This is a genomic window from Bradyrhizobium sp. NBAIM08, from assembly GCF_020193935.1.
Lineage (GTDB): Bacteria > Pseudomonadota > Alphaproteobacteria > Rhizobiales > Xanthobacteraceae > Bradyrhizobium > Bradyrhizobium yuanmingense.
Genome location: NZ_JADYVR010000175.1, coordinates 1 through 469, shown reverse-complemented (window position 1 = coordinate 469; position 469 = coordinate 1). Strand labels below are relative to the sequence as shown.

1 protein-coding gene is annotated in these 469 nt (G+C 61.4%); it reads left to right on the top strand.

Annotation, left to right across the window (positions count from 1 at the left end; genetic code table 11):
- On the top strand, window positions 1-469 hold a 469-nt coding region (locus I6F37_RS38985; protein WP_225154221.1), incomplete at both ends, for a ribonuclease J.

Below are 469 nucleotides of genomic sequence, written 5' to 3'. Positions count from 1 at the left end.
CGGCTATCCCGGTGTGGAACTAATCCTGCCCGACCTTGCCTTCATTGAGGAGCGTCGCAAGGATCTGCTCGGTATCGTGCTGACCCACGGCCATGAGGACCATATCGGCGCCATACCCTATCTGGCGGCAGACCTTGGCGTCCCGCTATATGCCACGCCCTTCACCGCCGGCCTCATCCGCCTGAAGCTGGAGGAGGAAGGGCTGAGCAAGAGCGTGAAGCTCCACGTCATCCAGAACGAGGCGAGTTTCCAACTCGGGCCGTTCGGTTTCCGTTATGTGCCGCTTGCGCATTCGATACCCGAGGGCAACGCGCTTGTCATCGATACGCCGCATGGCCGGATTTTTCATACCGGCGACTGGAAGCTGGACGACAAGCCACTGCTTGGCGTGCCGTCCACGCCCGAGCAATTGACCGCGATCGGCGATGAGGGCGTGCTGGCGCTGGTGTGCGACAGCACCAATGTGTTC